Annotated in this window: 2 protein-coding genes; both read left to right on the top strand. The window is 70.6% G+C overall.

Annotated elements, in window-relative coordinates:
* Positions 1-341: 341 nt before the first annotated feature.
* A complete protein-coding gene (locus tag DQW06_RS06350; protein WP_026338138.1) occupies positions 342-1,037 on the top strand; it encodes an HAD family hydrolase in 696 nt (231 codons plus the stop codon).
* Positions 1,038-1,365: 328 nt separating this feature from the next.
* Positions 1,366-6,234, top strand: coding sequence for an NAD-glutamate dehydrogenase (locus tag DQW06_RS06345; protein WP_013154730.1), 4,869 nt, complete (start codon positions 1,366-1,368; stop codon positions 6,232-6,234).
* The last annotated feature ends 32 nt before the right edge of the window (positions 6,235-6,266 follow it).

Here is a 6,266-nt window from a genome sequence, read left to right as displayed (position 1 = left end):
CGCCGACGCCGTCGCGGACGTGGCGGCGGCCGTCCAGGACCCCGGTTCGGGAGCGGTGGAGGACCACGAACTGATGTGGTTCGCGGTCCAGGAGCTGCGCTACCTCGTGGAGGAGACCTCGACCACGCGGCCGTAGGCCGACGGCCCGCTGGCGGGGCCGGGGCGCGAACGCGTGCCCACCTCAGCCGGCGGGGACGTGAAGCCCGGCCCGCGGGCCGGCCCGGCCGCCCTTCCGCCTCCCGGCCGGACCCGGACGGAGGTTTCCGCCCTTGTGCGCCCATACGGCAAGATGGAGGGGCCCCACCCCGTCGCGCCCCGAGGAGTTCGCCATCAGCCGCCTGGTGCTATGGAACATCGACCTCACCCTCCTCGACGTGGGACGGGTGACGAGGGCGGCCTACGCCGAGGCCTTCGAGAAGGTCACCGGTGAGCCCCTCGTCTACCTGACCTCGTCGGCGGGCCGGACCGACTCGGAGATGTTCTTCGAGTTCTGCGCCCGCAACTACGTCGACGTCGAACCCGACACCGGCTCCCTGGGCGAGTTCCTCGACGCCCTGGAGGAGTCCTTCGGCAACCGCTCGGACGAGCTGCTCTCCAAGGGCCGCGTCATGCCCGGCGCCGCGGCCTCGCTGGCGGCGGTGGCCTCCATGCCCGACACCGTCCAGACCGTGGTCAGCGGCAGCACCCGCGCCAACGCCACGGCCAAACTGGTCGCCTTCGGGCTGGACACCTACCTCAACCTGGCCATCGGCGGCTACGGCTCGGTCAACTACCCCAAGTCCAGCCTCATCCAGTCCATCCGCCTGCACGCCTCGGGCGAGGGCGGCCGGGTCTACTCCGAGGAGGAGACGGTCTTCATCACCGACTCCGCCCCGGACGTGCGCGCCGCCGTGATCGGCGGCGCGACCCCGGTCGCGGTGCTCAACGGCTCGACCACCGAGGGCCAGCTGCGCGAGGCCGGAGCGGTCGTCGTCCTGCCCGACCTGACCGACCCCCGGGCCGTGATGACCGCGGTCCACCAGGCAACGGCTCGGTAACGACATGTCCCCCCTGTTCGGGGGTAGGTGGTGGCCCGTGTACGCAGTAACCGATCACCGCAATCTGTTTCTAACACTCCGCAACCGCCCTGTAACGGTGTTGGTCCTGCCCCCGGGCCCGAAAGCCAGTAGCCTTGGCACCGGGCGGGGCGGGGACAACGAGGTCCGGCGCCCCGCGACCCCAATCCGAACCACCACGGTCGTGGGCTCCTTGCGGCCCAGGGAGTTCACACCGAATCACGCAGTGGCCCAGAAGTTCACAGGTCATATGACCGATCGTTCTGCCGACACTCGTGCGACGTTGCTCACAAAGGAGTGAGAGATCCCTATGTCCGGGCAATCCGACGTCCAGCTCCAGAAGCTGCTCAGTGAGGCGGCCGCCAAGTGGTCCCCCGGGGCGCGCATCAGCCCCGAGGAGGCCGACGCCGTCCGCCGCTTCCTCCCCGTGTACTACCGGCACACGGACCCCGAGGAGATCAGCGGCCGTTCCCCCGAGCAGATCTGTGGCGCGGCCGAGGCCCACCGCTCCTTCGGCGCCCGGCGCGCCGCCGGACGGGCCAAGGTCCGCGTCTACACCCCCGACGCCGAGCGCGACGGATGGGACCAGCAGACCGGCGTCGTGGAGATCGTCACCGACAACGCCCCCTTCCTCGTCTCCTCCGTCACCATGGCCCTCAGCGACCTCGGCGCCGGGGTCCGGCTGATCATCCACCCCCAGATGACCGTCGGCCGCGACCTGGAGGGCCGCCTGGTCCGGGTGGAGCCGGAGGCCGGCGGCGAGGGCCTGCTGCCGATCGACGAGTCCTGGATGCACATCGAGATCGACCCGCAGCCCGACCCCGAGCGCCTGCGCGAGATCACCGCCCGCGTCGAGTCCGTCCTGGCCGACGTGCGCTACGTGGACGAGGACGCCGGCAAGATGAGCGACCGGGCCATCCGGATCGCCGACGAGCTGGCGGCCTACCCCGACCGGCTCGTGGCCGGGGGAGTGGACCCGCGCGAGATCGGCGAGAGCGTCGACTTCCTGCGCTGGATCGCGGGCCGCCACTTCACCTTCATGGGCTACCGCGAGTACACCCTGGTCACCGACGAGAACGGCGACGACTCCCTGCGCCCCGAGCCCGGATCGGGCCTGGGCATCCTGCGCATGGACTCGCCCGCCTCCACCGGCTTCGCCGCCCTGCCGCCCGAGATCCGCGGCAAGGCCCGCGAGCCCTACATCCTGGTCCTGACCAAGGCCAACTCGCGCGCCACGGTCCACCGCCCCAAGTACCTGGACTACATCGGCGTCAAGAAGTTCGACGCCCAGGGCAACATCGTCGGCGAGCGCCGGTTCCTCGGCCTGTTCACCTCCCAGGCCAGCACCACCAGCATCGCCCAGATCCCCATCATGCGCCGCAAGCAGGCCGAGGTGCTGGCCCTGGCCGGGTTCGAGGCCGACAGCTACGACGGCAAGGACCTCATCGAACTGCTGGAGACCTTCCCCCGCGAGGAACTCCTCCAGATCCCCGTGGGCGAGCTGTACAACATCGTCCGCGGCGTCCTGCGCCTGCGCGACCGGCGCGGCACCAAGCTGTTCATGCGCCGCGACCCCTACGGCGGCCGGTACATGTCCTGCTTCGTGTACATGCCGCGCGACCAGTACAGCACCCGGGTGCGCCTGGACATCCAGGACGTCCTCGCCGAGGCCTTCCACGGCGCCACGATGGACCACAACGTGCTCATCGGAGCCGCCCCGCTGGCCCGCCTGTACCTGGTGGCCCGCGCCCAGCACGGGCGCACCCTCGCCGACATCGACCAGGTCGCCCTGGAGGAGAAGGTCCGCGAGGCGGCCCGCTCCTGGGACCTGGACTTCGACGACGCCCTCGCCGCGGCCTTCGGCCCCGTGCGCGCCACCGAGTTCAAGGAGCGCTACTCGGGCGGCCTCACCGAGGCCTACAAGGTCGACAACAGCCCCGCCACGGCGGCGGGAGACATCCGCGAGCTGGAGAAGCTCCTCGCCCGCACCGACCCCGGGCGGCGCCACGGCGAGTTCTCCGCGGTCCTGTACCAGCGCGAGGACGCCGACCCCGGCTGCTGGCGGTTCCGCCTCTACCGGATCGGCGAGCCCATCTCGCTCTCGCGCGTCCTGCCCGTCCTGGAGAACCTGGGCGTGGAGGTCGTCGACGAGTGGCCCTACGACGTCACCGTCCGGGACGTGGGCCGGGTGTGGATCTACGACTTCGGCCTCGGCCCGATCCCCGAGTCCGACCTGGCTCCCGAGCGCCTCAAGTGCCTGTTCGAGGAGGCCTTCGACGCCTCCTGGCGCGACCTGGGCGAGAGCGACCGCTTCAACGCCCTGGTGGTGCGGGCCGGCCTCGACTGGCGCCAGCTCACCGTGCTGCGCGCCTACGCCAAGTACCTGCGCCAGACCGGTTCCACCTTCACCCCCGAGTACCTGGCCGACGTGCTGGTGGCCAACGTCGGGATCGCCAACCTGCTGGTCGAGCTGTTCGAGACCCGCTTCGACCCCGACCAGCCCGGCGAGGGCCGCGACGAGCGCGCCGACGTCCTCGTCGGCAAGGTCGAGGGCGAACTGGAGGCCGTGGCCAGCCTGGACCACGACCGCATCCTGCGCTCGTTCCTGGCGGCCATCCGCGCCACCCTGCGCACCAACCACTACCAGGGTCACCCCTACCTGGTGCTCAAGCTCGACCCGCAGGAGATCCCGGACCTGCCCCACCCGCGGCCCCGGTTCGAGATGTACGTCTACTCCCCGCGCGTGGAGGGCGTGCACCTGCGCTTCGGCGCGGTCGCGCGCGGCGGGCTGCGCTGGTCGGACCGCTTCGAGGACTTCCGCACCGAGATCCTGGGCCTGGTCAAGGCCCAGATGGTCAAGAACTCCGTCATCGTCCCCAGCGGCGCCAAGGGCGGCTTCGTGTGCAAGCGGCTGCCCCAGAACGGCACCCGCGACGAGGTGATGGCCGAGGTCGTGGCCTGCTACAAGCAGTTCATCAGCGGCCTGCTCGACGTCACCGACAACCTCGTGGACGGCGAGATCGTGCACCCCGAGCGCACCGTCCTGCACGACGGCGACGACTCCTACCTCGTGGTCGCCGCCGACAAGGGCACCGCCACCTTCTCCGACACCGCCAACGCCATCTCCACCGAGCGCGGCTTCTGGCTCGGCGACGCCTTCGCCTCCGGCGGCTCGGTCGGCTACGACCACAAGGCCATGGGCATCACCGCGCGCGGCGCCTGGGAGTCGGTCCGGTTCCACTTCCGCGAGATGGGCGTGAACGTGCAGGAGGAGCCGTTCACCGTCGTCGGCATCGGCGACATGTCCGGCGACGTGTTCGGCAACGGCATGCTGCTCTCCCAGCAGATCCGGCTGATCGCGGCCTTCGACCACCGCCACGTCTTCCTGGACCCCGACCCCGACCCGTACACCTCCTGGGTGGAGCGCAAGCGCGTCTTCGACCTGCCCCGCAGCACGTGGGAGGACTACGACGCCAAGCTCATCTCCGAGGGCGGCGGCGTGCACCCGCGCACGGCCAAGTCCGTGCCGATCACGCCGCAGGTGCGCGAGGCCCTGGGCATCGAGGAGGGGGTGCACAGCCTCACACCGGACGAGCTGATCCGGTGCGTGCTCACCTCGCCCGTCGACCTGCTGTGGAACGGCGGCATCGGCACCTACGTCAAGGCCAGCACCGAGACGCACGCCGACGCGGGCGACAAGGCCAACGACCAGCTGCGCGTGGACGCCGCCGAGCTGCGCGTCAAGGTGGTCGGCGAGGGCGGCAACCTGGGCCTGACCCAGGACGCGCGGATCGAGTTCGCCCGCGCGGGCGGTCGGATCAACACCGACTTCATCGACAACTCCGCCGGTGTGGACACCTCCGACCACGAGGTCAACATCAAGATCATGCTCGACCGCGAGGTGCGGTCGGGCAAGCTGGACAAGGCCGACCGCGACCAGCTGTTCATCGACATGACCGACGAGGTCGCCGAGCTGGTCCTGGACAACAACGACGCGCAGAACACCGTGCTGGCCGCCGCTCGCAAGCAGGACGGCCAGATGCTGCACGTCCACGGCCGCTACATGCGCCACCTGGAGCGCACCAGGGTGCTCAAGCGCAAGCAGGAGGACCTGCCCTCCGACAAGACGATCGCGGAGCGGCGCGCGGCGGGCAGGGGCCTGACCAGCCCGGAGTTCGCCACGCTGCTGTCGTACACCAAGATCAGCCTCAAGGACCAGCTCGAGCTGTCCGACCTGGCCGAGGACCCCTACCTGACCGACACCCTGACGGCGTACTTCCCGACGCCCCTGCGGTCGGAGCGCTTCGCCGAGGGCGTGCGCTCCCACCCGCTGCGCCGGGAGATCATCGTCAACCAGGTCGTCAACCAGATGGTCAACCGCTCCGGTCTGACCTTCGCGTTCCGGCTCAACGAGGAACTGGGCTCCAGCTCCGCCGACATCGCCCGCGCCTACCTGGTGGTGCAGGACGTGCTGGGGCTGCGCCGGTTCTGGAGCAGGCTGGAGGAGCTGGACCACGAGATCTCGATGGACAGCCAGCTCGTCCTGCTGCTGGAGGCGCGCAAGCTCGCCGAGCGCTCCGCCCGGTGGCTGCTGCGCAACCGCACCTTCCCCTTCGACATCAGCAGCGAGATCGGCTACTTCGCCGACGGCGTGGGCGAGGTGCTGCCGCAGCTGGTCGATCTGCTGCGGGGACGCGACCGCGAGGCCTTCGTCGAGCGCCGCGACCGCTACACGTCGATGGGCGTGCCGACCGAGCTGGCCGAGCGGGTGGCCGTGATGGTGCCCGCCTACTCCACGCTGGACCTGGTGGAGATCGCCCAGCGCACCGGTCGCCCGGTGGAGAAGGTCGCCGAGCTCTACTTCGAGCTGGCCGACCGGCTCAACATCAGCTGGTGGCGCGAGCGCGTCATCGACCTGCCGCGCGACGACCGGTGGGTGACGACGGCGCGCTCCTCGCTGCGCGACGACCTGTACGCGGCGCACGCCGACCTGACCGCGCGGGTGCTGGAGAGCGGTCCGGCGCAGGAGCCCTCCGAGTTGATCGCCGCGTGGATCGACCAGAACGGCGACCGGGTGCAGCGCGCCGGGATCACGCTGTCGGAGATCCAGGAGAACGAGCGCTTCGACCTGGCCACGCTGTCCGTGGCGCTGCGGTCCTTCCGCGGCCTGGTGGGCTAGCGCCCGGCAGGGGCGGCCCACCCGGCCCAGCC

Origin of the sequence: Nocardiopsis sp. TNDT3, assembly GCF_003427465.1 — a bacterium.
Taxonomy (GTDB): domain Bacteria; phylum Actinomycetota; class Actinomycetes; order Streptosporangiales; family Streptosporangiaceae; genus Nocardiopsis; species Nocardiopsis dassonvillei.
The sequence above is the reverse complement of the archived record's forward strand: the minus strand, read 5'-3'. Positions and strand labels throughout refer to the sequence as shown.

Coding starts and splice junctions, on each gene's coding strand:
- DQW06_RS06345 (WP_013154730.1), top strand. CDS start 1,366: ATGTCCGGGCAATCCGACGTCCAGCTCCAGAAGCTGCTCAGTGAGGCG.